Annotated in this window: 19 protein-coding genes; 9 read left to right on the top strand and 10 right to left on the bottom strand. The window is 33.3% G+C overall.

Going from position 1 to position 25,950, the window contains the following annotated elements; genetic code table 11:
• Positions 1-76: 76 nt before the first annotated feature.
• From Q0921_RS19205 to Q0921_RS19230, 6 genes are all read right to left on the bottom strand, one after another.
• Positions 77-1,705, bottom strand: coding sequence for a T9SS type A sorting domain-containing protein (locus Q0921_RS19205; RefSeq protein ID WP_299259752.1), 1,629 nt, complete (start codon positions 1,703-1,705; stop codon positions 77-79).
• 244 nt (positions 1,706-1,949) lie between these two features.
• A complete protein-coding gene (locus tag Q0921_RS19210; protein ID WP_299259754.1) occupies positions 1,950-4,166 on the bottom strand; it encodes a hypothetical protein in 2,217 nt (738 codons plus the stop codon).
• A 69-nt stretch (positions 4,167-4,235) separates the two neighbouring features.
• Positions 4,236-7,079, bottom strand: coding sequence for a TonB-dependent receptor (locus tag Q0921_RS19215; protein ID WP_299259756.1), 2,844 nt, complete (start codon positions 7,077-7,079; stop codon positions 4,236-4,238).
• A gap of 835 nt (positions 7,080-7,914) precedes the next feature.
• Complete coding sequence (locus tag Q0921_RS19220) at positions 7,915-9,078, bottom strand: multidrug transporter (RefSeq protein WP_299259758.1); 1,164 nt, start codon at positions 9,076-9,078, stop codon at positions 7,915-7,917.
• 45 nt (positions 9,079-9,123) lie between these two features.
• Complete coding sequence (locus tag Q0921_RS19225) at positions 9,124-11,979, bottom strand: TonB-dependent receptor (RefSeq protein ID WP_299259760.1); 2,856 nt, start codon at positions 11,977-11,979, stop codon at positions 9,124-9,126.
• 381 nt (positions 11,980-12,360) lie between these two features.
• Positions 12,361-12,723, bottom strand: a complete 363-nt coding sequence (locus Q0921_RS19230) for a nicotinic acid mononucleotide adenyltransferase (protein WP_299259762.1) — start codon at positions 12,721-12,723, stop codon at positions 12,361-12,363.
• Positions 12,724-13,263: 540 nt separating this feature from the next.
• Here Q0921_RS19230 and Q0921_RS19235 point away from each other — a divergent pair.
• From Q0921_RS19235 to Q0921_RS19245, 3 genes are all read left to right on the top strand, one after another.
• Positions 13,264-15,651, top strand: coding sequence for an inorganic phosphate transporter (locus tag Q0921_RS19235; RefSeq protein WP_299259764.1), 2,388 nt, complete (start codon positions 13,264-13,266; stop codon positions 15,649-15,651).
• Positions 15,652-15,792: 141 nt separating this feature from the next.
• Positions 15,793-16,476, top strand: a complete 684-nt coding sequence (locus tag Q0921_RS19240; RefSeq protein WP_299259766.1) for a response regulator transcription factor — start codon at positions 15,793-15,795, stop codon at positions 16,474-16,476.
• A complete protein-coding gene (locus Q0921_RS19245) occupies positions 16,476-17,555 on the top strand; it encodes an ATP-binding protein (protein WP_299259768.1) in 1,080 nt (359 codons plus the stop codon). Before Q0921_RS19240 ends, Q0921_RS19245 begins: the two co-directional genes overlap by 1 nt.
• Here the strand turns inward: Q0921_RS19245 and Q0921_RS19250 are convergent.
• Positions 17,493-18,548: a glycosyltransferase gene (locus tag Q0921_RS19250; protein ID WP_367183351.1), complete on the bottom strand. Its 1,056-nt coding sequence runs from the start codon at positions 18,546-18,548 to the stop codon at positions 17,493-17,495. The genes Q0921_RS19245 and Q0921_RS19250 overlap by 63 nt on opposite strands.
• Before the next feature lie 284 nt (positions 18,549-18,832).
• Here Q0921_RS19250 and trmB point away from each other — a divergent pair, with 284 nt between their 5' ends.
• From trmB to Q0921_RS19265, 3 genes are read left to right on the top strand one after another with little or no spacing between them, the layout of a single operon-like run.
• Positions 18,833-19,507, top strand: coding sequence for a tRNA (guanosine(46)-N7)-methyltransferase TrmB (gene trmB, locus Q0921_RS19255; RefSeq protein ID WP_299259770.1), 675 nt, complete (start codon positions 18,833-18,835; stop codon positions 19,505-19,507).
• A 13-nt stretch (positions 19,508-19,520) separates the two neighbouring features.
• Positions 19,521-20,153 carry a LysE family transporter gene (locus Q0921_RS19260; protein WP_299259772.1) on the top strand — a complete coding sequence of 211 codons (633 nt, stop codon included), beginning with the start codon at positions 19,521-19,523 and terminating at the stop codon, positions 20,151-20,153.
• Positions 20,146-20,484 carry an MGMT family protein gene (locus Q0921_RS19265; RefSeq protein WP_299259774.1) on the top strand — a complete coding sequence of 113 codons (339 nt, stop codon included), beginning with the start codon at positions 20,146-20,148 and terminating at the stop codon, positions 20,482-20,484. The genes Q0921_RS19260 and Q0921_RS19265 overlap by 8 nt, the downstream gene beginning before the upstream one ends.
• Before the next feature lie 12 nt (positions 20,485-20,496).
• Here Q0921_RS19265 and Q0921_RS19270 read toward each other — a convergent pair whose 3' ends face one another.
• On the bottom strand, positions 20,497-21,327 hold the full coding sequence (locus Q0921_RS19270) for an outer membrane beta-barrel protein (RefSeq protein ID WP_299259776.1): 831 nt from the start codon (positions 21,325-21,327) through the stop codon (positions 20,497-20,499).
• Between the two features lie 193 nt (positions 21,328-21,520).
• Between Q0921_RS19270 and Q0921_RS19275 the strand changes: the two genes are divergently transcribed.
• From Q0921_RS19275 to Q0921_RS19285, 3 genes are all read left to right on the top strand, one after another.
• Positions 21,521-22,663 (top strand): Mrp/NBP35 family ATP-binding protein, encoded by a 1,143-nt coding sequence (locus tag Q0921_RS19275; protein ID WP_299259778.1) that lies wholly within the window; start codon positions 21,521-21,523, stop codon positions 22,661-22,663.
• Between the two features lie 3 nt (positions 22,664-22,666).
• Positions 22,667-22,906 carry a NifU family protein gene (locus Q0921_RS19280; protein WP_299218812.1) on the top strand — a complete coding sequence of 80 codons (240 nt, stop codon included), beginning with the start codon at positions 22,667-22,669 and terminating at the stop codon, positions 22,904-22,906.
• An 81-nt stretch (positions 22,907-22,987) separates the two neighbouring features.
• On the top strand, positions 22,988-23,524 hold the full coding sequence (locus Q0921_RS19285) for a hypothetical protein (protein WP_299259780.1): 537 nt from the start codon (positions 22,988-22,990) through the stop codon (positions 23,522-23,524).
• Here Q0921_RS19285 and Q0921_RS19290 read toward each other — a convergent pair.
• Together Q0921_RS19290 and Q0921_RS19295 are read right to left on the bottom strand one after the other, a co-directional pair.
• The gene (locus tag Q0921_RS19290) at positions 23,521-24,651 is read right to left on the bottom strand and encodes an acyltransferase family protein (protein WP_299259784.1); all 1,131 of its coding nucleotides are present in this window, start codon (positions 24,649-24,651) and stop codon (positions 23,521-23,523) included. The two genes, Q0921_RS19285 and Q0921_RS19290, sit on opposite strands and share 4 nt — an antisense overlap.
• A gap of 107 nt (positions 24,652-24,758) precedes the next feature.
• Positions 24,759-25,940, bottom strand: coding sequence for an AraC family transcriptional regulator (locus tag Q0921_RS19295; protein WP_299259786.1), 1,182 nt, complete (start codon positions 25,938-25,940; stop codon positions 24,759-24,761).
• Between the last annotated feature and the right edge of the window lie 10 nt (positions 25,941-25,950).

The raw sequence follows: 25,950 nt of genomic DNA on the forward strand, positions 1-25,950 counted from the left end.
TAGAGAGTAAAAGTTTCTAGTCTAAATCAAAAAACACCCTCAATCGAGGGTGTTTCAATAATATTATTATAAAATACTATTTACTTATTTTATATGTTCTTGAATCACTTTTGATAATATAAAAACCTTTAGGTAAATTTTGAATAAAAGTATGTTCTTCTTTCTCAGAATTCACCTGCTTTTTACTAATCAATTGCCCCTGTATTGAATATACTGAAACATTATAAGGTCTGTAAGAAGTATTCTTTTGTAACGAATCTAAAACTAAAATTGGTTTTGAAATACGCGTAGGATCTCCCGCTCTAACCTGAAAAGGAAGACTAAATTCTGTGCTATATTCCGAATTTCCTTCTAAGTTATCCTCAATTCTTACTTGTAAGGTATAATTACCTGCCGGTATGTCTCCATCAAAATAACTTCCTTTATCATCAAAATAGAATGAAATAAAAGGTCGATTTTGTCCTGAGTTTAACGGGTCTAATCTGAATACATTGTTTTTTGGTTTATAAAATGAAACATTAGGATCGTCATTTGCCCAAAGATATACATGTATAAATTTAGTTTCTGATGGTATATCTCCTAAGTTTTTTACGGATACTTTAAAATCCATTCCGTTACTAAAGATACTTTTGTGTATATAATGACCACCAACTACACAACCAACTACAGGAGCATTACAATCACTTTTAAAATTAGATTTTTCTAATGTTTCGAATTGGAGATCAGATTCATTTCTACAAGGAGTGTCTACAAAGGAAGCTGGTCTACCATTAGTTAGTTGACTAATAGAAGTAATTCTTTGGTTAAGACGCGTTATTTCTTCATAATTTCTATATGTGGTATTACCAAGACGAACCGTGAAAGTATATAGCTGTCCTATTTGTAATGGATCATTACTTCTTAGTACAAATGTCCTAGTATCTACTGGTTGATTACTACAAAATGAAGTAATAGCAGCTTGTCTATCATTATATGGATGAATTCTTGTAGAATAGCTTCTGTATTTATCGGAAATAACTCTTTTTACTCCTTTGTATTCTAAAACCAAAAACAAGGGACTATTAAGATTCGCTCCATTAGTTCTTGTAACAGTACTCCAATTGTTCATTGTTGTCCATTGACCGAAATTTAACTCTTCATCTTCTGAATTTATGAGACCACTAGTAATAAGATTTTCAGGATTTTCATTAGTTTGATAAATCTTCATGGTAATATCTTCATCAAATTTTCCAACGATATCGAAATCATAAAATATTCTTTGTCCTTTAGTTAAAATACTGCTTGAATTAGCGGTAAATTTTAAGTTTCTTATTTTAAGACTTGGTTTATAAAATAATTTCTTTTGTTCTCCTTTATATTCTAATACTAGGGTAACACCTTTATCCTTTATATAAAATGGAGTTTTATTAAGGCCAATAGTACTATACCAAAATTTTTTAGTAAACGAATCAAATATAAAAGTATCGCCGTCATCGTTCCAATTAATGGAAGCTATTAGGTTTTGATTATTTATAATTGTTCCTTCATATAACTTTAATCTAATATTTCGATTGTAAGTCCCCCTTATTTTAAAAGCGAAATCAATTCGACCTCCAGGGTTATATAATTTCCCACTATCATAAATTACGGATAGATCCTTAACATCAAGTTGTGCTTGCATAAATGATGTTGCCATAATGATTAAAAATAAATAGATTTTTTTCATGATAAATAGGTTTTAAATTTCTTTTAAGTAAAGTTATTTTAAAACAATAAAATGGGGAAAAATCATATTTAATAAATCATTAAAATACCATCATGTAAGCGTAAAATAATATTAGTTTAGATCTAAGCTGTCTTAAACTTTTGTAAAAGAGTATTGTAGACAGTAAAATTTCTAATCTAAATCAAAAAACACCCTCAAATTTGAGGGTGTTTTGTATATTGTTAGATGTGTAAACAAGAGGTTATTAGAAACCAGTTGCCCAGCCGTTTGCCCAATCCGGAGCAGCTGCTCCATTTCCAGCACCAGTATTGTCACCAACGGTTATAAACCCTTGGTTTGTACCAGCATAATTGGTTTGTACAAATCCAGTTGCAGGAGTGTCAAATTGCATAGGATTGATAGAAAGAGCATTAGCTTCAATTCTAACAGCTGCTTCTGCATCCGTAGCCGATACATTTACTCCTAGGTCTACACCTTCAGTATAAAAGTTAGTGATCGTGAAGTTACCACCGCCTTCTTTAAAGAAAAGAGCACCTTCCGTAACAGGACCCACAACAGTAATGTTAGAAAGTGTTGTAGTTGTTACAGGCATAGCATCACCGTTATCTCCATTATTAGATCCTTCGATACCAGCTTTAGCTCCTTTAGAAATATACCAGCTATCACCGTTTCCTGCCCATCCATCAGCAAAATCGATAGAATCATCGCCACTACCAATAGATACTAAGAAGTTACCATCAACAGTTCCTCCAAAGAACTCAATACCATCATCTCCTCCATTAAGAGATTGTACATATTCGAAAGTCGTACCTGAACCTACACCAAAAAGGGATACACCGTTAAATTCTTTATCATTAGAGAAAGTAGCACCTGTATATTCTACTCTTAAATACGTAATAGAACCAGAATTGTCAGTTGCGTTTGTCCCTCCGTACTGTAAATCAGCAACTTCAGAAGTAACATTGTTACCTTTGTTCGTTGGAGCATCTCCGCAAATTACTAACCCACCCCAGTCACCTTGTGCAGGAGGTGTAGTACCAGAAGTCATTACAACTGGATTACTAGCAGTACCGTTTATAAAGATCTGTGCACCTCTTTCTACAGCTATAAAAGAAGCTGTACCTCCAACTGCTTTGATAGTCGTTCCGGCAGGAATAGTTAAAGAACCACCCGCTCTTACATAAAAGGCGCTAGTTAATTGATACTCAATACTCGCATTTAGAGCAACATCTCCAGTTACTTCTCCAGCTAAGTTTTCAGTTCCGGCTGGACCACTATTGTCAAGACCTGTTGTCCATCCTGCAGCCCAATCAGGAGAAGCAGCACCATTTCCAGCTCCAGTGGCAATACCTTCGCTATAGAAAGATTGGTTAGCTCCCGTATAATTTGTGATATCAAGATCTGTAGGAGCATTTGCGAATTGGATATTTGTGATTGTTAAATCTCCATTCTCAATTCGAGCCGCTGCTTCCGCATCAGTATCAGAAATATTAATACCTATATTAACGTTACTCGTATAGAAATTATCAATTGTAAAGTTACCACCACCTTCTTTAAAGAAAAGGGCACCTTCGGTAACAGGACCAACTACTGTAATATTAGTAAGTGTAGTTGTAGTTACAGGAGTAGCATTACCGTTGTCACCATTGTTAGATCCTTCGATACCCGCTTTAGCACCGCCAGATATATACCAGTCTGTTCCACTTCCAGCCCAACCATCAGCAAAGTCGATTGAGTCATCACCACTTCCTGTAGAAACTAAATTATCACCATCAACGGTTCCACCAAAAAATTCGATACCATCATCTCCACCATTAAAAGACTGAACAAACTCGAAAGTCGTTCCTGAACCAACACCAAATAAAGAAACTCCATTGAATTCTTTATCATTAGAAAATGTAGCACCGGTATATTCTACTCTTAAATAGCGAATTGATCCAGAGTTATCGCTAGCATTGTTACCACCATATTGAAGGTCAGCAACTTCAGAAGTAACATTACTTCCTTTATTTGTAGGAGCATCTCCACAGATAACTAATCCACCCCAATCTCCTTGAGCAGGATTTGCAGATGCAGATGTCATTACAACTGGATTAGCAGAGGTACCATTGATAAAAATTTGAGCTCCACGTTCTACAGCGATATAAGCGGCAGTACCACCGGTAGCTTCAATTCTTGTTCCTGCAGGAATTGTTAATGAAGATCCTGATTTAACAACATATGCTCCGGTAAGGTTATAACTAAGAGAAGCATCTAATGTAGTGTCTGTTGTTACTTCTCCATTAAGGGTAGATGAAGTACAAGGAGTACAAGATCCTCCACAATCTACGCCAGTTTCGTTTCCGTTCTGAACTCCATCTGTACAGGAAGATGTCGTACCAGAATCATCATCACTACTACAAGAAACTATAAACGCTCCGGTAGTAAGTGTTAGCATTAATGTAAAAAAGATTTTTTTCATTGTTTTGAATTTTAATAATTGTGAATAAAAATTGTTCGCTTTTAAAATGTTTTGTTTTAGTCAGTTTATTTATAGGCTATAAGTAAAAGATAGTTTGAAGTTGTATCCTTTCTTAAAGGATAACATATCAACATCTCGTTGCTGAAGGCCATCACCACTACGAATTGGGTTGATATCACCGCTACTGGTTGACGCCTCTTCTTGAAATCTTTCTATATCGGGATTAAGAAGGTTTTGGAATGAAAGTCCTAATGAGATTCTTTCTGATAACTGTGCTTTTGTAATAAAATCCAAAGTAGGTACACCTTTTTCAATAATATTACCTCTACCAAAGTTTCCTAGAGCAAAAATCCTATTCGAGAAATAATTGGCTACTAATGTTAATCTTAGATTTTTTTCTTTAGAAAACTCAGTATAATATCCAATGTCTGCATTTGCAACTAGATCTGAAGCACCGGAGATTCCTGTTTCAGAATATGTCGGATCAAAACTAAGTTCTGATTCTTCTAAAACTTTTTCACCATCTAATTTTTGACTATGATACATGTAAGCCGCATTTACTCCTATTGTAAAATTGCTTTCGAGTATATCTTCTTTAACCTCTTTTTCTTTTTTGTAGATGGTTTTTCTAAGTTCTAGTTCGGCTCCAATTACAGTAGCACTATCTCCTGTGTTAGCCCAGGTAATGTCATTAGCAGCAGACTGTATAACAATAGAATTAATTGGATTTTCAATGTATTTTCCGAACACACCTGCTGATAAAATTTCACTGGATTTGGGGAAGAATTCCCATTTAATATCTACATTATAATTAGTAGATAAATCGAGATTTGGATTACCAAAATAATCTTGATTTACTTCTTGATATAAAAATGGAGCTCTCTCTTTAAATTGGGGTAATGTGTACGTTTTACTTGCAGCGAATTTTAAATTTTGTCTCTCGTTTAATGCATATTTTATAGAAAGTGAAGGTAGTATTTCAAAAGCATCTAGCTCATTTTCTCCTTCTCCATTAATTACGGTATTCCATTCAATAGCTTGATTAATTTGTTCTCCACGTACACCTGCTAATAAAGTTAGTTTTGGAGAAAAATTATATTCAAGACTTATAAATCCGGAATTAATGTCTTGATTTCCGCCGTACGATTGTGGATTTAAAGCACCGGGCGTATCCAGAGTACCTCTAAATGTTCTGATCCTGTATAATCCAGCATTTAAGTTTTCTTGTGTAAAATATGCGTCTACATTACGTATATCTACATCTGGTTGAGGTATATTGTTGAAGATCTGAAAATTAAATTGTTCTGCTTCAAAGTCAACTTCTTTAAATTTACTGCTGTAACCTAGTGAAATTTTACCATCAAAATTCTCATCTTCATTCTTCTTAAACTTATAAGTTACAGCCAAGTTGCCAGCCAACTCTTCTTCTATTAAGTCTGCAAAAAATCTATGATTGTCCGATGCAGCAGATACTAATAAGAAAGATCGAGATCCTTCAGGTTCATTTGGAACTCTAGGTACTAATGTAACTTGTCTTCTATCTGGTTCGGTACTTTCCAAGTAACTATAAGAACCACCCCAATTAACATCCAGATGCTCTCCTATTTCGTGAGTGCCTAAAAGCTGATGAGTAATAAGTGACGTTCGCAAGAATACCTCCCTTTGTATGAATCCTCCACCATTGGGGGCATCATCTTCTACATCTATAATCCCAAAAAACTCTCTTTGTTTTTGGCTTGTATTATTTAGATATAGAACATTGTATTTAATATTGTGTTTTTTGTACTTAATACCAATATTACCCATAAGTGTAGTGTTGGTATTATATCCAAAATCAAAGTAATCAAAGTCACTTTGTGCAACAGAATTTACATTAACACTTCCTCTGGAAACTCCTTCTTGATATGTGTAATTGTTACTATATGAGCCAACACCAAATAAACTTAATTTAGTTTCTCCACCGAATAAATAAAATGAGTCTCCACCTTTTAGAGAAAAACTAGAATTAATAGGAATACTAGTTTCGGTTCTATCCCAACTAGTAGTAAAATTATAATTGTTGAGAGGAAAGGCAGGAGGATTAGTGTCATAAAAACCACTATTGTTCGGTCCCTCATTAAGATAAAATTGATCTACCGCGATGGCTTCGGTATTACCACCAGAAGAAAATCCTATACCGATAAATCCAGGGCCGTTGTAGTCTTTAGAAGCGATATCAATATTTGCACCTCCAAAATCACCGTAATTTCTTACATCATATGTTTTATCTATTCCTATAGCTTCCACAATACTGGTGTTAAAAATATCTAATTGGATATTTTTTCTAGAAGGATTATTAGAGGGTAAAGGTAGCCCGTTGAGTGTCGTTATATTATAGCGATCTCCCAAACCTCTTACAAAAATATTACCAGATCCTTCTTGTTTAGAAATACCTGTTACCTTAGCGACAGCTGAAGCGACATCGCCAACACCTTTTTTAGATAATTCTTCAGCTCCGATTGAAGTTTTTTGGGTAACAGCGGCTTTTTGTTCTAACAACAAAGCTTCTTCCCTTTCTCTACTAGTTTGCACTTTTATGACTACTTCGTCTAGTTCTGCGGTAGAAGCACCTAGTCCTGTATCAATTACAACTACTTTATCTGCAGTTACCGCCACATCTGGAATACGTAATGTTTGATACCCAGTAAAACTGAATTCTAATGTATAGTTCCCAACAGGTACGTTTGGCATTTCATACTTACCATCAAAATCTGTAGAAGTTCCAAGAGTGGTTCCTACAATAAGAATGTTTGCAAAAGGCAAGGGTTGATTGTTAGTTTCTTTATCTAACAATGTTCCGGCGATTGATCCGGTTTCTTGGGCAAAATTTAATCCAAGATAAAACAGTGCGATGACTGTGAAAAATTTTCTCATTTCGTGTCCTTAAAAATCTTTTACAAATAAATACGGTTTTCCAGTAAGGAATCTTACCCTACTATTATCCTTAGTTTAAGGGATTGTAATTTTGGAGAAAAGAGAGAGAAGTGGTGTTTTTGATAATTTTCTTAATCTATTTTAGTATTTTGTTACATTGTATAAGTTCTCGTAAACCCTTTGTTTATAGTAAGTTTTGAACTTTACTTTCTGTTTTGATAAAATAATAGTTTGTTTCGCGAAATGAACAGCTTTTGGGTTTGGTAGTTTTGTGAAATATTACATAAACATTATGACAATGTTAAACCGTTGAAAATGGATGTACCTGTCTTAACAATTGGATAAACATACAATACGAATAGCTGTAATGTTTTTGTTTTTTTTAAAGAATTATATGAGATTTTATATTGGGTAACAATCACTTTGTAGTTAATCTATTAAAAACATTCATTTTTAATATTTATAAAAAAAGAGAAGACTGAAGAGAAACATTATTGTTGTTGGATAATAATGATCTTCCAGTCTTCTACGAACACGTTTCTTTATATCTAATAGCTAACTCAAAATATTCAAGAAAGTATCACGCGTAGTATGTTGTATTTTAATTAAGTGTTCTTTGAAATTTTATTACAAATAAATAAAGTTTCACTGTTATTAGTTTTAACCCATTATTATTGTTGGATTATTAGAATGTAACTTAAGTGCTAAGAATGAAAAGAAAAGGTTAAGAGGGGTAGTGTTTTATAAAATAAAAACGAAATAAGCTGTTTGAAAAATAGTTAATCACCTTTTCAAACAGCTTAATTATTATTGGATAAATTTTTATCTCGTATTATTAGTTACGAGTCCATCCAGAATTCCATGAGTTGTAATCTGCACCAGTTCCATTGCCAATGCCAGTGATTACATCTGCTTCTCCAAAAGTAGCTCCGGTATCATTTTTAAGAGTAAGAGTGATATCATCAAAAGTGATATCTGTAACAGAAGTTTCATCACTTAATACACCGTTTCCAGTCTCGGTATCATCAAGGTCAAAACCTTCTGCAAAACCTTCTAACATCACATTGGTAAATACAGCTCTTGTTCCAGCGCGTAATCTGATAGCTTCATTCTCATTAGAAGAACCAAGTCCATTAATGGTTAGGTTTGTAACTGTAGGAGCAGACCAAAACACAGGATTAGAGTTGTTTCCGATATCTGTATTAAAACCATCACCTTCTATTCCTTTGTCATGAGATTGTCTATGCTCGATATACACATTTGTTAAGGTTCCTGTAAATCCTTCAGTCCAGTCTACAGAATCATCCTGTGCACCTACAACAGATATAAATGAAGCGTTAACCGTTCCTCCAAAAAATTCTACTCCATCATCTGCTCCTTCAAAAGCTTGTATATATTCTATTGTAGTTCCGTTTCCTACTGCGTAGAATGAAAATCCATTATTTTCTGAAGCTGCATCTGCTGCACCACCAGAATATTCAATACGAACGTATCTAAGGATCCCTGAGTTATCATCTACTATACTACCACCGTATGGTAATCCTCCAATTTCAGAAGTAGAAGTAGCATCTCCTCCAACAACAGAGTTTATTGGTGCTTTACCTAATATGATAAGACCTCCCCAGTCTCCAGGATTAGGAGTTGAGGTAGCAGAAGTAAATACAATTGGGTTAGAAGAAGTTCCTTCTGCATTAATAATTCCTCCTTGTAATACAGCGATGTATACATCAGATCCGGTTGCTGCACGTACAACTACACCAGGCTCTACAGTTAACGTGAAACCTTCAGGAACAATAAGTGCGCTATTAAGCGAGTACTCAGTATTGGACTCAAGAGTAAGGTCTTCTGTAAGAGTACCTCCTATAACTTCGCTGGTAGGATCAACAGGAGAACCATCACCGTTAATGTTAATCGTTATGTCTGATGTGTCGTCGCTTGCACATGCTGCGAAAAGCATTACAATGACAGCGGTTTTTAAAAGAAATATAGTTGCTTTCATGATTTTTTGTTTTAAATAATTTTATTCGTGTTCGTTTTAATTGGGTTAAAATGTGTATTTAAATTGTAATCCGATATTCACTCCTCTTTTATAACTAGACAGCGCAAATTCATCTATTGGATTTATTTCATTAGTTGCATTTCTACTAAATGGAATGCCTAAAGTGGTAAGTACATCTTCTGATATAGTTGCGTTTTCTCTTACTCTTTCTATGGTTGGGTTCAACAGGTTTTTAACACTAAGGTTAATTTCAAAGTTGTCACGCACTTTGTTTTTCCAGACAAAATCTAATGTAGGCACTCCTTTTTCAACAATGTTTCCTAATTGCCCTGCTCCTAATGCATCTATTCTATCAGAAAAATAGGAGAATACAAGGTTTGCTACAGGTTTATAATTTCCAAAAGTTGGAGTATAACTTACATCCGCATTGATCAAAAATGGTGATGCACCTTGTAGTTGATCAGAATCTCTATTAAAATTGGTATTGAAGGTTCCAGAAACAGTTTTTAAATCTTGTTTTGTAGCCGTATAGGTAACGTTTAGACCTGCAGAAAGAAGACTTTCTTCTTCAGTGTTTAATAACAATGCTTTACGCGCTTCTAATTCGATACCAAAAACTTCCGCTTTGTCGCCTGTTCTAAAGAAACGTTGTGTTCCTGTAGCATCATTCGCAGATACTAAGTTTACAGGATCATTAATTTGTTTTGCAAAAGCAGCAATAGAAAATATCTGACCTCTATTAAAGAACCATTCGTATTTTAAATCTAGATTGATAATAGAAGAGAATGCAGGATCATTTAATAGGTCTGGATTACCACCAATACGATCAGTTACATTTTCATATACAAATGGAGCTACCTCTTTAAATTCTGGATTAGAAACGGTTCTACTCACGGAAAAACGTAAATTTTGATCCTCGTTTAATGCATATTTTACATTTAAACTAGGTAATAAAAAGGTTTCTGTTGCCTCATTACGCCCTGGGTTGTTAAATGCAAGGTTGATTACATTGTATTGGATGCTTTGTTTGAATGATTCTACACGTAATCCAGGAACAAATGTCCATTTTTCTCCGTATTTATAGATTGCGCTAGCATATAAGGCATGTATATCGAGGTCTCCAGTATAGGTGTTTTCTGGAAGACCTGGAAGGTTTGTGTTTCCTAATCCCGCTAAAGGATCTAAAGCATTTATTACTACTGTATTATAGGTAACACCCAGATTATCAATATTAAAAATCGAATTAAAATCATTAACATCAGTAACTTCTGTTCTTGGTTCAATAATACTTAATCCAAAACGTTGATTGTCAAAATCACGTTGTTTGATACGTCCGTTATATCCAAAATTGAAAGATAGATTTTCTGATTGCTCGTACGCTACGTTTATACGACCGTTCCATTCTTGGTCTTCAATATTTTGGAAGTAACGTTGATTGTCAAAATCTACATTACGGAAAAGAACTGGGTTTGTAGTTGGGTCGTTATCTAAGGATAGATCAAACTGTTCTATAGCGATTCGTTTTCTGTCTGGTTGACGAGCAAGAACACTGTTAAAACCAATTCCGTAATCTACTTTTATTTTTTCATTAATGTTGCTAACTCCAGATAGTTGGTTCACATAAATCATGTCTTGTTCGAATTGCACGTTCTGTGTAAAAAACCCAAAATCGTCAATGTCTGCAATGGTGTTTCTGTTAAACCCATTACCGTCGATTCCAAAACGACCTACTTCATCTGTTGCATCATTAATAAATAAGGAAGTAAACTTTATTCTATGATCTGGATTAATTCGATATACAACATTTGCCATTGCAGTAGTAGTTCGGCTATATTCGAAAATTTCAGTATCTCTAAAAATTTGATTTTCTGCTGCCGTTACATTTGCTGCCTCGCCTCTTTTGTATTCATAATTACTACCAAAAGATGCAGTTCCAAAGATGCTTAATTTTGATTCTTCACCAACTTCCCAAGATTTTCCTGCAGTTATGGATCCTGAAAGTCCAACCGGTCCTTCTGATGAAATAGGGTCAATACCATGAGATAATACAACAGCAAATGGATCGTTTCTATATCTATTGTAAAATCCAAAGAATCCTGTTCCTTCGTTCTTTACGAATTTTTCTCCGATTGCAGCAGTGTTTATTGTATTACCTAGATCTACATTAATATATGCTTTTCCGACATGTTCTTTTGCTTTTATATCTACATTACCTGCTGCAAAATCACCATAAAAATTAGCAGCATAGGTTTTACTTACACCAATATTCTGAATGACATCAGAAGAGAAAAGACCAAGATCAATATTTTTTTTATCTACGTTATTAGCGGGTAGGGATAAGCCATTGAATGTGGTGTTTAGGTATCTATCTCCAAGACCTCTAACATAAACATTACCTCCACCTTCTTGTTTTGAGATTCCAGAAATTTTAGTAACAGCTCCCGCAGCGTTACTCACACCTTTGTTCGAAAGTTCCTGAGCTCCAATGCTCTGTTTCTGAACTACAGCACCTTTTTGATCTAAAAGAAGTGCTTGAACACTTTCTTTTTTAGTACTCGTAGTCTTTATAATAACTTCGTCTAATGCAGCAGCACTAGCTCCTAAAGATACATTTAGAGTAGTAGTCTGATTTGCAGTAACAACAACTTCTTTGTCTATGGTTTCATAACCAACAAAACTAAATTCGATAGTATAAGTTCCTGGATTTAAATTCTCGATAGTATATAACCCATCAAAATCAGTAGTTGTTCCTTTACTAGTTCCCTTTATCAATACATTGGCAAAGGGTAAAGGTTGATCATTTGCTTCTTTATCAAGCAAAGTACCGGCTATAGAGCCGGTTTCCTGCGCACTAACTATTCCAACAACGAATAGTGCACAGAGAATTACAATTTTTCTCATAACGTGTTCTAAATTCGGTGCAAATAACGTTAGCTATTGTTACCTGAGCGTTACTGAAAAATTAAATAAGGGTAATTATAATGTTATGTAATTGTTATCTGATTTTGGTTAAAAATGGCGTTTTGACAAAAAAATAAGCCGATCATAATTTATGAAGTTCTTTAAAATAAAGGTTTAGAATGAAATTTTTAATGATTACCTAATTGTTAAGAACCCGATTTAAGTGATAGGTGAGGTATGAAGATAGTTTTGGTCAACGACAAGATCCATAGATTCTATCAGGAAAAATATAGTTTCACGTTTTATATAATTTGAAGTTTTTTCAACAAAAAAAAGCACTCATAAATTTATGAGCGCTTTAAATAAAATATTTTAGTAAATTTAATTATTGTTGTAATTGACAACTACATCACTTTTGTTAGACCAAGTTGTTACAGAAGCAATATTATTATCACTATAATTTACTTCTGATAGTTTTTCGTTACTCCAGAAGAACCATTTTCCTGTCTTAACTCCATTAGTATACTGTCCCATAGAAATTTTCTTACCAGTTACATCGTAAGATTTCCATTCTCCGTGAAGTTTTCCTTCTTTATTATAGAATCCTTGCTGACGTACTTCACCGTTTTCGTGAAAGTAAGTACCTTTAATTGCATCACCTTGCTTTTCGAAAGTAGGTTTTGCTTCTTGTGCCATGATTACTGCGGAAAAAAGAATTGCCAGTGTTAAGAGTATATTTTTCATAATATATGTTTTATTTGGGGGTTCTTAATATTTACATTACAAATGTAACATTAATTTTACTTTTAAGCAACATTTACATAACATTAAATTAACATTGAAACTATAAATAAATGATTTTCAGAGTGTTATAATGTTATGAATGTGTGTTTTTGTTACTTATGGAACAGTAAAAGGTGAAAAAATAACTAGTAATAAAGGAATATATAAACTCAGTAAAGACAAAGTAAGAGATATAAGTACTAACAAGTAGAAGTCTATTTAATAAGTTTGTTTTACTTATAACTTTGCGCAAATACTATGATTTAGGGATTGTAAAAGGATCGTGAAAATAGGAATGTAATTTTATTGGGGCTGAGTAGTTCTAAAAGATCGTAATAAAAGTAAGCAGAAATCGCATAATGTTAATCATTAGGTAATTACAATTTTAATTATAATTTGGAGCAAAATGATTTTGGATTACTATAAAAAAGATAACATTTCAATAACATACGACTAGATTTTTAGTAACATTTTTGTGCTTTATAAGATTGTAAAAAAAATATGAACGACATTTATATTTTGATGATTATTGCTTTAGCTATTTTAGCTATAGCGGATCTAGTAGTTGGGGTTAGTAATGATGCCGTAAACTTTTTGAATTCAGCAATAGGTTCTAAAGCCATATCCTTTAGGACTATTATGATAGTTGCTAGTTTAGGGATAGCCGCAGGGGCTATTTTTTCTAGTGGATTAATGGAAGTGGCTCGTAAGGGTATTTTTGTGCCTGGTGAGTTTTATTTTGATGAGATCATGATTATTTTCATGGCAGTTATGATCACTGATATATTACTCCTTGACTTTTTTAATACGCTAGGTATGCCTACTTCGACTACAGTTTCTATTGTATTTGAATTATTAGGAGCAGCTGTTTGTGTAGCTTTGATTAAAATTGCTGCAGATTCATCACTTTCTTTTGGAGATTTAGGTAATTATATTAATACTAAAAAAGCTGGTGAAATTATTACCGGAATATTACTCTCTGTGGTCGTTGCATTTTCTATTGGAGCAATTGTCCAATATATTTCACGATTGTTGTTGTCATTTAATTTTGAAAAAAAGGCAAAATGGGTAGGAGCATTATTTGGAGGAATTGCGTTAACTGCAATACTTTACTTTATTTTTATTAAAGGTATTAAGGGTACTAATTATGCTAAATTAATTGTTGATACATTATCGAATGATACTGGGTTAAGTTTCTTAGAGTGGGCTAATATTCATTTCGAAAGTTCTTATCAAACTGTCAAAGAAATGATTGCTGATAAGAAAGATCTCTTTAAGATTGACGCAAATACAGGTACCATTGCTATTACTTTAAGAGGGTTTTTAGAGACTAATGTTTTACCTATTGTAATGGTAGGTCTTGCGTTTTGGTCTTTATTTTCCTACGCATTTATGACTATTTTTAAAACTAGTATTTATAAACTCATAATTATAGTGGGAACCTTTGCATTAGCGCTTGCATTTGCAGGGAATGATTTGGTAAATTTCATCGGAGTTCCTATAGCTGCTTGGGAAGGATACCAAATGTGGAGTGACTCTGGAGTTCCTGCAAACGAATATCTCATGACTTCGTTAAGTGGTAAGGCAGAAACACCAACATTACTTTTACTAGGCGCAGGACTAATTATGGTTTTGACCCTTTGGTTTTCTTCTAAGGCAAGAAACGTAGTTAAGACATCGATTGATTTATCACGTCAAGGAGATGGAGATGAAAAATTTCGTCCTAACTTTCTGTCTAGAGGTGTTGTAAGAGGAACCGTATTTATTTCTGAAGTTGTATCGTCTATTACACCAGCGTCATTCAAGAAATTGTCTGATAAACAGTTTGAAGAACAGGTATTACCAGTTACTGTGCGAAAGGAAGATATGCCAGCTTTTGATATGGTACGAGCAGCAGTTAATCTTATGGTAGCCGGAGTTTTGATCTCTATTGCTACTTCTATGAAGTTACCGTTATCAACAACTTATGTAACCTTCATGGTTGCAATGGGTACTTCATTAGCAGATAGAGCCTGGGGAACCGAGAGTGCCGTGTATCGAGTAGCTGGAGTTTTAAATGTAATAGGTGGATGGTTCTTTACGGCTATAAGTGCATTTTTGGCTGCAGCACTTATTGCTTTCCTAATTAATTTTAATCAACCGATAATGACAGGTGTGTTGCTACTTGTGGCAATACTCTTGTTGGCTAGGAATACGATTAAGTATCGTAATAAGACAAGAGCAAATAAAGCAGAAGATAGTCTTAAGAAGTCAGAGAGTAGTTCAATACTAGGAGTTATTGAAGAAAGTGCGGACAACATTAAATCTTTTGTAAGCAGAGGAAATAAAATTTATGGCAGTACAATAGATAGTTTGGCAAAATATGATCTAACTTCTCTTAAAAAGAGCAGAAAAGGAATTGCAAAATTAGAAACAGAAGTAGAGGAACTTAGAGATAGTATTTTTTATTTTATTAAAAACCTTGACGAATCCAGTGTCGGCGCAAGTAGTTTTTATATTTCCATTCTGGGATACCTAGAGGATATTACTCAGTCTCTTGAGTACATTTCTAAAACCAGTCATAAACATGTCAATAATAACCATAAGAAATTAAGATTTAATCAGATTAAAGACCTTAAAGAGATTGAAGATGAATTACAAGAATTCTTCATCAGTATTAAAGATATTTTTGACAGTAGAGAGTTTGGTGGTCTTAATGGTATTATAGAAGAAAAACAAAAATTATTTACCTTAGTAAATGATAAAATTAATAAGCAGGTAGAACGTACGAGAACAGAAGAAAGTAGTCCTAAAAATACGACGCTTTATTTTGGACTACTCATGGAGACGAAAGATCTCATTACGGCTACTATGAACTTGTTAACTACTTATAGAGATCATCAGGATTGATCACGAATTGAGTTTATTAAGTTAACTTAATGTTATGCTTATAAAATCTTTGTGTTAGTTTATCGTTTCCTGTATAAATGTTTATCGATACTTCATTTTAACCTAGTATATTTACGATTAGTGATGTAATTCAATAAAGAAATGAACAAAAAGGATATTACGATTTTACTAGTGGATGACGAGCCGGATATTTTAGAAATTGTAGGCTATAACCTAACTGCAGAAGGCTATAATGTCTTAACAGCAGAGAATGGTATCGAGGCTGTTAAAATCGCAAAAAAGAAAAACCCGCATTTGATTATACTTGATGTAATGATGCCTGAGATGGATGGTATCGAAGCTTGTGAACAGATTCGTAAAATACCAGATTTACAAAATACAATTATCACCTTTTTAACTGCACGTGGAGAAGATTATTCACAAGTAGCAGGTTTTGATGCTGGTGCAGATGATTATATTACAAAACCAATTCGTCCGAAAGTATTGGTAAGTAAAGTAAAAGCCTTACTCCGTAGGTTAAAAGAAGATGAGTCATCCGATAATGTAGTAAAGATAGGAAACCTTGTTATTAATAGGGATGAATATAAGATCGTTAAGGATAAAAAAGAGATTATATTACCTAGGAAAGAATTTGAATTATTATCTTTATTAGCCTCTAAACCGGGTAAAGTATTCAAACGAGAAGATATTTTAGATAAGGTTTGGGGAAATGAAGTTATCGTTGGAGGTCGTACTATTGATGTGCACATCAGAAAGTTAAGAGAAAAACTTGGCGACGATAGTTTTAAAACTATTAAAGGAGTTGGCTATAAGTTTGTTGTATAATGGCAGAAAATTTTAAGAGATCGTATAGGTTTGCTTACCTGTCGTCTTTATATATAACGTTAGTATTAACGCTCTTATTGAGCGTTTTTTTATATGTACAATCTCAATTTAATTTTTTAGTCTTAGTAGGTTTCACTATTGTATGTTATGCTGTTTGTTTTTTAATTATACAGTATCGGGTTCAGAGATTTATTTATCGCCGAGTTCGAAAAATCTATGACGATATCGAAATGCTAGATGTTGACACTATTGGTGAAAGTCCAGTAACTACAGATATGAAAACTTTGATCAAGGAAGTTGAAAAATTTGCTCAGAAACGAAAGACAGAAATAGAAACCTTAAAAGTTAGAGAAGATTATCGTAAAGAATTTATGGGAAATGTTTCTCATGAGTTAAAAACACCACTGTTTACAGTACAGGGATATATATTAACGCTTCTCGACGGAGCAATGGACGACCCTGCAATTCTTGACAAATATCTCAATCGTGCAAGTAAGGGTGTAGAGCGTCTTATTTATATAGTTAAAGATCTTGACATGATTACTAAACTGGAAGTAGGTGATCTAAATCTTAATTATACCAATTTTGATATTATAGAACTGGTGCAAAGTGTTTTTGATTTATTCGAAATGAAAGCAGCAAAAAAAAATATAGCCTTAACTTTTGACATGAATTATCAAGAACCTGTTATAGTCCACGCAGATATAGAGAGAATTCAACAAGTACTCTCTAACTTGATAGTTAATTCTATCAAGTACGGAAAAGAAGATGGTACCACAGAGGTCAGTATAGAGAATTTAATTCGAAATAAAGTTATTGTTAGAGTTACGGATAATGGAGAAGGTATTGCACAAGCGCACATACCTAGATTATTCGAACGTTTCTATAGGGTTGACAAAAGTGGATCACGTAAAGAAGGAGGTTCAGGTCTTGGATTAGCGATTGTTAAACATATTATAGAGGCCCACCACGAACGTATCTATGTAGAAAGTGATTATCGAATAGGGAGTGAATTTTCATTTACTTTGGAAAAAGTGAAAAAGTTCCCCGTAGTCGATGTCGGTACTAAAACTACTTAATCCTTTGTAAGCGTTTAGATCGTATAACTTTTTCAACGTAAATTCATTTTGTTTACAACTAGGAACAAGCCTTTTCATAGTAAGGCGTTCAGCGAGATATTCTTGTTCAAATTGTCCTGGAGTTGGTATAAAAAATGCTCTTTTCTTCAATTTAGCTAGATCCATAACCGTAGTGTATCCTGATCTAGAAATAATAATATTACTGCTATTAATAGCGTCTTGTAATGTGCTACCAGTAAGGTAGTTATGAACTGTTATATTGTTTTTTATATATGTTTTCTGTCTTTCTTCAATTATACCCCTAACGAATACTATTTTTTTGTCACTACGCTCAAATTCCTGAAATAGCTTTTGTTCTAACATGGTTCGTTGTGGTTCTGGACCGGATAACAATACCATGATATCATATTTTTTTGGTAAATTTTGATAGGTAAACCTGCTTAAAGGTCCGAGATAGGTAACAGGAATATTACTTCTTTTGGGATGGCCAAGTTCACCACTTAGACTTGGATCATCTGCCATATCCGGTACCCAGCAGACATCAAATTTTTTAATATATTTATTGTGAATTTTTGTGCTTATTGAAGTTGTTTTACCACTAAGAACGGTGAGTTGATGTGTAATAAACACAGAAGGGACACTTTTGTGTCTCACTCCCATCCTGTTATCAGAGATAATACCATAAAAATCATCAGATTCTATAATCCGCTTTGTTACTTTTTTTTCAGTAGTAATAGCGTGGGCTATTTTAGGACTATTTAAGAGCATTTTTAACTTGAAAGTGCTGGCTTTTTTGGAGTATTCTATATTATAGGAAGGAATTTCTTTTGATTTTAAATCAGGAAACTCTTTTTTTAGTAAAGCAAGTGCCGCTCCGTCTGAAGCTATAACAGGTTCTAAACCTTCATCAATTAAAGCATTTATTATTGGAATACAACGAGTCGCATGACCCAATCCCCAATTAAGTGGCGCTACAAGTACTTTTTTGCTCAAAATCAGTTGGTTTATAAGTTAGTTATTTAAAAAACACATTGTCTTATTTTTAAAATTAATAGTATTCTTCTAAGTATATATTTCCTTAATTTTACCAAAAAATTATGTTTAGGTTAGTGAAACTGTATTTTCAAAAGTGAAACGCATTGAATATAGTAGTTGAACTAATCTTGTTGTACGAAGGGATGCGCATAAATAGTTTTTCTTGGAGCTTAAGAATTGTAAACTTAGATGTAACATAAAGCGAGTTATAGAGTCAAATAGATATAGAAGTAGATAAATAGGTGGGAAGCAAGAATAAATTAAAACGTTTTAACGAAAACAAAACTTTTCAGAATGTGGTAGAACCTACACGAGAAGAAGTGTTGAATAATTCTTTGGGGTATAAAGGAAAATGGAGAGAGAAGTTTTTTAAGAATGAAAAACCAATTGTATTGGAATTAGGCTGTGGTAAAGGTGAATATACTGTAGGATTAGCAGAAAAGTATCCTGATAAGAATTTTATAGGGATAGATATAAAGGGAGCTCGTTTCTGGCGAGGTGCTAAAACTGCTATAGAGAAAGAAATGAACAATGTAGGTTTTATTCGAACTCAAATAGAATTAGTAGATCATATATTCGGTACAAACGAAATTGATGAGATATGGATAACATTTCCGGATCCTCAAATAAAATATAAGCGAACAAAGCATAGAATGACTAACCATGAGTTTTTGCAACGTTACAAGCAAGTTCTTAAGCCAGACGGGATCATGCATCTTAAAACAGATAGTGAGTTTATGCATGGGTATACATTAGGGTTGTTACACGGAGAAGGACATGAGGTATTATATGCTAACCATAATGTGTATCATCAAGAAGGTTCACCAGAGGAGGTAACAACTATCCAGACTTTTTATGAAAAACAATACTTAGAAAAAAATAAACCTATAACTTACATTCAGTTTAAAATTACCTAATTGCGTCATCGATTTGGAAACAACTAAACTCATTCTCGTCACATTTTTTGCATCCTTAGTTGGAGTAATTCCACCAGGATTGATCAATATGACTGTTGCGAAAACTTGTTTGGAAAGAGGAAAGAAAAACGGAATCCTAGTGGCAATAGGAGCTTCGGTTGTTGTTTTTATTCAAGCATTATTCGCTATTTTACTAGCAAAATATATATTTTTTAATCCTTATGTAAAAAATATACTACTCAGAACAGGAGCGGTTGTATTTTTTTTAATGGCTATATACTTTTTTGTGAAAGCAAAACAAAGAAGAACCAAGATCAAGGTATATAAACATGCAGGTTCGCGTAGCCTCTTTAAAGGGATGATGATGTCTGCAATAAATGTGCTACCCATACCTTATTTCTGTACGATTGCTGCGGCTATGAGTGTAAGTGGAAAAATGGAATATGATGCATTAAGGATTGTAGTATTTGGTATTGCTGCTGGTATCGGAACTTTTGTAACCTTGTATTTTTATGTAATTTCTTTTCTTAAAATTGAAAAGAAAACGGCATCTATAACTAAATATTCTAACTATTTTATGGGGATATTGATGTTGATTTTAGTACTATTAACTTTAGCTAGAATAATTTATACTTGGGATGAGTGATAAGAATACAAATGAAAACTTCTTTGATAAAGTGTATCAAGTAGCAAGACTAATTCCATATGGTAGAATTACTTCTTATGGAGCAATTGCTAAATACCTTGGTGCAGCAAGAAGTGCCCGAATGGTTGGTTGGGCTATGAACGCTTCCAGTAAACAAGAAGATGTACCTGCTCATAGAGTGGTCAATAGAAAAGGAATTCTAACCGGGAAGCACCATTTTGATGGAACAAATTTAATGCAGCAACTACTCGAAAATGAGGGTGTAGAAGTAATTGATAATCAAATACAAGATTTCGAAAAATTATTCTGGGATCCAATGAAGGAGTTATGATGCCCTAAATGGTTAAATAAAAATCCCAACCCCAACCGAAAATGTTGAGAAACCAATACCTCCAATTCTAAGATACTCATACCCTCCTGTTACTTTAAATCTATCTATATGATAATTTAAAGAGAAATTTAGTTTGTCTGAGGATCTCGTGTTTATTAACGTTTGATTATAGTTTAATTCTAGGCTCAAGGGTTTGGCAAAAAAGTACTCTGCTCCAATACCATAGGTAAAACCTAATTCTTCCACATCTCCTCCAATATAAGTGGCACCCATACCCCAATATGCATTAAACTTTTCTGTTCGGACTCGGTGATATTTTGCTAGAAATGTAAATGTAGCAAGAGAATTATTTCCAAAAAAGGTATTATTCTCCCATAATTGCAGATAATCGGCCTCGATACTGAGTCTCCTTAAAAACCTAAAATCTGCATTGAGATGATTGCCATATAACTCACTGTTTTCTGCAATAAATCGATTGGTTAGCGTAATTCTAGATAGGTTAGTATCTCCATCCCAATTATATGCATAATTACCTCTATTAGAACTGTGATAAGGATGTTTAGTAATAAATGCGTTGCTAGCACGATGTTCTTGTTCTGTGGGACTTTCTATTAAACCATAATAGGTTGCGTATAATCCAATTTCTATAAAAACCATAGCTAGACCTCCCCAAAGAGAATTATTGTCATAAGACGAACTAGATGATGTTCTAGAGTTAGAGGGGGATGAATAATAGTTGTTATTTTTAGATAACCCTTTTTCGGCTTTTTCCAATTTTCCTTGGCTAAAGGAAGAGGATGAAATGATAAAGAGTAGTAACGAGAAAAAAACTGTTCGTTTCATAAGTACCAATTGATTGGATATAGAAATTCTTTTTATCACAAATCATACCATTTTGCGCTTAGGTCTATTGCTGCTGCTGATATGGGCATAGCGGATTTCAATTTATAGTTTTTATAATCTTAACTTTTCAACCTATCTTTGCCTTTAGAATCATTCTAGATTGATTCATTGTTTAGAAAAAGAAATAATACTCATGAAGTTAGAAAAATCAGATATATTAAAAGCGCTAGAGACTATTACGGTTGCTGGAGAAGGGAAGAATATGGTAGAGAGCGGTGCTGTAAAAAATGTAATCACATTTGGAGATGAAGTGGTTGTTGATTTAGAGTTGTCTACACCTGCATTACACATCAAAAAGAGAGCAGAAGTTGATGTAATGAAAGCAATTCATGATAAAGTATATGAAAAGGCCAAAATAAAGGTAAATATCAAAGTAGAAGCTCCTGCAGCTAAACAACCTGAAAAAAATATAATTAAAGGGAAGCCGATTCCTGGAATTAAAAATATTATTGCTGTTGCATCGGGTAAAGGAGGAGTTGGTAAATCTACTGTTACCTCTAATCTAGCAGTTACCTTGGCCAAAATGGGCTTTAGTGTTGGGTTATTAGATGCAGATATCTATGGGCCTTCTGCACCGATTATGTTTGATGTAGAAAGAGAACGACCATTATCTGTTAAAGTAGGAGACAAATCTAAAATGAAACCCGTTGAAAATTATGGGGTCAAAATATTGTCCATCGGATTTTTCACACAACCTAACCAAGCAGTAGTATGGAGAGGACCTATGGCTGCAAAAGCATTAAATCAAATGATTTTTGATGCAGCTTGGGGAGAATTAGATTTCTTACTACTAGATTTGCCTCCAGGAACAGGTGATATCCATTTATCGATTATGCAATCTTTACCAATAACAGGAGCAGTAGTAGTAAGTACGCCGCAAAATGTAGCACTGGCAGATGCCAGAAAAGGAGTAGCGATGTTCCAACAGGATAGTATTAGCGTGCCTGTGTTAGGGATCATAGAAAATATGGCATATTTTACTCCAGAAGAGCTTCCTAACAATAAATATTATATCTTTGGTAAAGAAGGTGCTAAACATCTTGCAGAAGATATTGATGTTCCGTTTTTAGGAGAAATACCTTTAGTGCAAAGCATACGCGAAGCTGGAGATGTTGGTCGTCCTGCGGCATTACAAACGGCAACTCCTATAGAAAAAGCCTTCGAAGAATTAACAAGGAATGTTGTACAAGAGGTTGTAGCCAGAAATGAAAATCTACCACCTACTGAAGCAATTAAAATAACAACAATGGCAGGTTGTTCTGCTATAAAAAAATAAAAAATGACTTCTGAAGAATTAAGAATTAATGTAGAAAAAGCACTAGATGAAATTCGTCCTTTCTTAGAAAGTGATGGAGGGAATATTTCATTAGTGGGTATTGAGGATGATAAGAGAGTCAAAGTTCAGTTAGAAGGAGCTTGTGTTGGTTGCAGTGTAAACCAGATGACGTTAAAGTCAGGAGTAGAAATGACTATAAAAAAATATGCTCCTCAGATCGAGGAAGTGCTCAATATCGAATAAAAAATTTAGATTACTTTAGGCCTATATGCTCAAGAAGATTTTTTTTCTTGAGCATATGCTTTTTAATATCATAATATAAAAATGAAAAAATTAATTTATGTATGGATTCTTAGTTTCGTTTTTTTATTTATCGACTGTAAATCGAAAACTACAGAACGTATTGATATAACAAATACGCTTTTAGGAAATGACAAACATTTAGAAGTAGAAAAAACAAATAAAAACACCACGTATACAGGTTTTATAACAAACTCCGATTATGGAACAAGTCATAGTTATAGCTATAAACTTACAGTGAATAACGGAGATGTAAACTGGGATGGAGGTACTGCGGAACCTAAGCATCTTCTTTTTTGTAAGGACTCTATTTATATTCATTATCTCAAAGAAAAATACATTTCAGTAGAACCTAAAGATTCAGTTAAAAAAGAGGGTTATTATGCGACTCAGGATGTATATGAAGTCTATATTGATAAACGTTATTTTTTTAAATTTTTTGGAGATGATTATTGGGTGGAGGTCTCATCAGAAAAATATGATCTTCAGAAAGAATCTTGTACTGAATATAGCGTTCCAAATGACAATGAGTTATCTATATCTAATACTATTATAGATTAATAACTATTTGGTTTTTTTAGACCAAAGAAAGGATGCAATATAGGTATCTTTAAAATAATCCAATGATATATAATCCAACTCCCACCAAATGTACCAATCACCAATATTATAAATTTGGGTAGTAACCCCCAATGAAGATTCATGATGTAATATCCAATGGTTATAGTGATCGTTTGATGCAAAATATAAAATGGATAGACTGCTCTATTGCAATAGGCAAGTAGCTTACTTTTAGTATTTAGAAGTTTAGCTCCATATCCTAAAATAACCAAAATCCAAGACCATAGATTCGTAACCTTAATTAATGCTTCAGTGAAATGAATAAGAAAGCTATCTTGGTCTTGTATCCATATAGAAAGCTGAATAGAAAAGGCAATAATACCTATAATAAATGCTTTAAACTTTATAAGATCGAGACTTTTCCAGAACTTTTGACCAGCAGCAATAAGTATAAAACCAAAAAGGAAGAATGTCAAAGAATTAGTAAAATTGAACCAATCATCTATTAAAGCGTGTGTAATATCAAAGAAGGGTTCTACTAATGCTTCGATAAAATATAACGGTATAATAAATAGATATAATCCATACGATTTTTGAAGCTGTTGTTGTATCCAAATAGTAAATTTTGGAGCACTTCTTTTAATTTTTATAAATAGAGGAGAAAGAATAATAGAAAATATTAAGAGATAAGGCAAAAACCATAAGTGATGCCAGCTAATGTTTCCTTTAGGATATACTCCGATAAAGGCTTCAGTTGTGAAATACTCAATATAAGATCCTAAGAATTGATTATTAACCAACCTCTCGAAATAAATTTGAGGTGGAACAATAAACAACATACCAAATAATAAAGGAATCAATAGCCTTTTAATTCGTTCCATATTAAATTGCCAAAGATTTCTGTGTGATAAGGCGTAAAAAGTACCCATACCTGAGATAACAAACAGAATTGGTAAACGCCATTGATTTAGAAATAACATTGGCCAGCGAAACCAATCGTAAATCACGTTATTTTTAATATGCCATCCCCAGGGAACGAAAAACATTCCCACATGATAAAAAATGAGTAATCCAAATACAATAACACGTAACCAATCTAAATCGTAACGACGAATCTTTTCATCCATAATTTGTAAAAAATTTATTTCCTCAAAAGTGAAATATTTCTCTTCTAATTGGATAGGAAATGAAGTGAATTATGTATAGAATTATAATTTTGGACGCCTTCTAATATTTATTGCTTAGTTTTTTGAAGTATAACAAATGCTTTGGGAGATATTGTTACATGTTTTTTGAAAGCATTGTAAAATGCTGATTTAGATTTAAATCCTACAGAGTTTCCAATAGCTTCGATAGTAAGGTGACTATATTCTGAATCAGTTAAACGTTTCTTAGACGCCTCAATTCTATATTGATTGATGAAATCATTAAAATTAAGATCAGTGTATGTATTAATTACTTGAGATATGTAATTGGGGCTTGAGTTTAACTCTTCGGCCAAACTTTTTAAGGAAGCAGAACTCAGTAAGTAAAACTTGTTTTTCTCCACAAATTGCTTGATATCATCAATGGAAATTTCCTGACTCTTAAATCTTGAAGTTTCATACTTATCAGCAATCCAAGAGTTTTCGAAAAAACGAGATTCTGACAATAATATGACGCTGGTAACACTAACTATGATTGTATTAAAAATAAATATAAAATGATCTCCGCCATCATCTTCAAAATTTATATACACAATAAATATGAGCAAGAAAAAAGCTAGAAGTCCAATAGAGGTGTTTTTAGAAAAATCGAATTTATTGATACTTGTATTTTCAGCGCTTAAGATCTTCTTTTTAGTTCTGTTTATTAGAATAAGACGCATTGATAAAACGATGTAAAAAATGAAACTCGCTAAAATCAACCATCTAAACTCATCTTTAATCCATAAGTAAGTATAATCCATGTTTTTAGGGATTCTTACTTTTTCTATGTTATTATAATAAGCTCCTAAGTAAGCATTAATCTTAACAGATATTGGTTGTAGATAATATTGTATTTGCGATAAGAAGTATAAAACAGATGGTAATAAATGAATCCAATGTTTTCGGAAAGTGATTGATGTTCGGGTAAGCAGCGTATATACAAAAAGGTATATTGATGGAGCTAGAAGTAGTACTAATGGTTCTGTACTGTCATTAAAGTGAGGTACATATTTTATTAGACCAGTATAGCATAAGAAAACATCTGTAGCAATAATGGATTGTAAGAACAATGACCAACCGTAGATTCTGAAGGCATTGTTTTTATTAGAAGTACGAAGTAAGAGAACAAAGCTTATTAACAATCCAATGAAAATACCAAGGCTAATAAAATAGGAGACAAAATCGTGTCGTATCGGAATTTGTTCTAGTACTTGATTAATATTTTCCATATGAATACAA

It is taken from the genome of uncultured Aquimarina sp. (genome assembly GCF_947496855.1).
Lineage (GTDB): Bacteria > Bacteroidota > Bacteroidia > Flavobacteriales > Flavobacteriaceae > Aquimarina.